Genomic DNA, 686 nt, shown 5'->3' with positions numbered 1-686 from the left:
TAATAAAACCACGCTATTCTAATTAATAACGTGGTTAAAGACTTCAAAATTAATATGTCATTTTCTTTTCATATTCTCTTTTCCTAATATAAAATATGATAGTAATAAACCAATAATAACCCATATAGCTGAAAATACAATTTTTCCACCCATATTTTCGGGCATTGGAACAATGTAAAATGCTGTACACATTGTTAAAATCATAATAATAGTGAATTTCAAAGCGTTTTTAAAAGTCATAAAATCATTCCTTTTTACTGATAACCCCAGCTATCACCTTTCATAACATAGTTACCAGCAGCATTTTTGACCGAACTCATTTTAATATAAATTCCTTTACTTGTATCTACATTAGAAGATGCTATTGAACTTGCAAAAGCTCCAAAACTACCTGCAACAGGTCCACCAATTAAATTTGATATTAACGTAATAGCACCAGCACCTAGACCTACTAAAGTTTTAGTATAAGCTGATGATAAATATAATGTTGATTTACCATTACCATGGTCAACAAAAGTAGTTTTTCCAGCGCGTAATTGGTCTTCAGCTTTATACTGTTTAATTTCTTCTTTAGTAAAAATGTCATTTAAATCATAACCATTTTTCTCTAATTCATCAAATAATTGTTGATTGGAAAAGCTTTTCATATGTGATTGCGTTTCTGTCTCTTTTGCGTCTGCATATGG

The 686-nt window shown here is 29.7% G+C and carries 2 protein-coding genes; both read right to left on the bottom strand.

Annotated features, from left to right (window positions below; translation table 11 throughout):
• Nucleotides 1-57 precede the first annotated feature (57 nt).
• Nucleotides 58-240 carry a hypothetical protein gene (locus ACF91D_RS31200; RefSeq protein WP_369966818.1) on the bottom strand — a complete coding sequence of 61 codons (183 nt, stop codon included), beginning with the start codon at nucleotides 238-240 and terminating at the stop codon, nucleotides 58-60.
• 14 nt (nucleotides 241-254) lie between these two features.
• On the bottom strand, nucleotides 255-686 hold a 432-nt coding region (locus ACF91D_RS31195), incomplete at its 5' end, for a hypothetical protein (protein WP_392438616.1).

This window comes from Staphylococcus sp. 231237_7MaSpsaltlick (assembly GCF_043107035.1).
This window is presented reverse-complemented; position numbering and strand designations above follow the sequence as displayed.

Coding starts and splice junctions, on each gene's coding strand:
- ACF91D_RS31200 (WP_369966818.1), bottom strand. CDS start 240: ATGACTTTTAAAAACGCTTTGAAATTCACTATTATTATGATTTTAACA.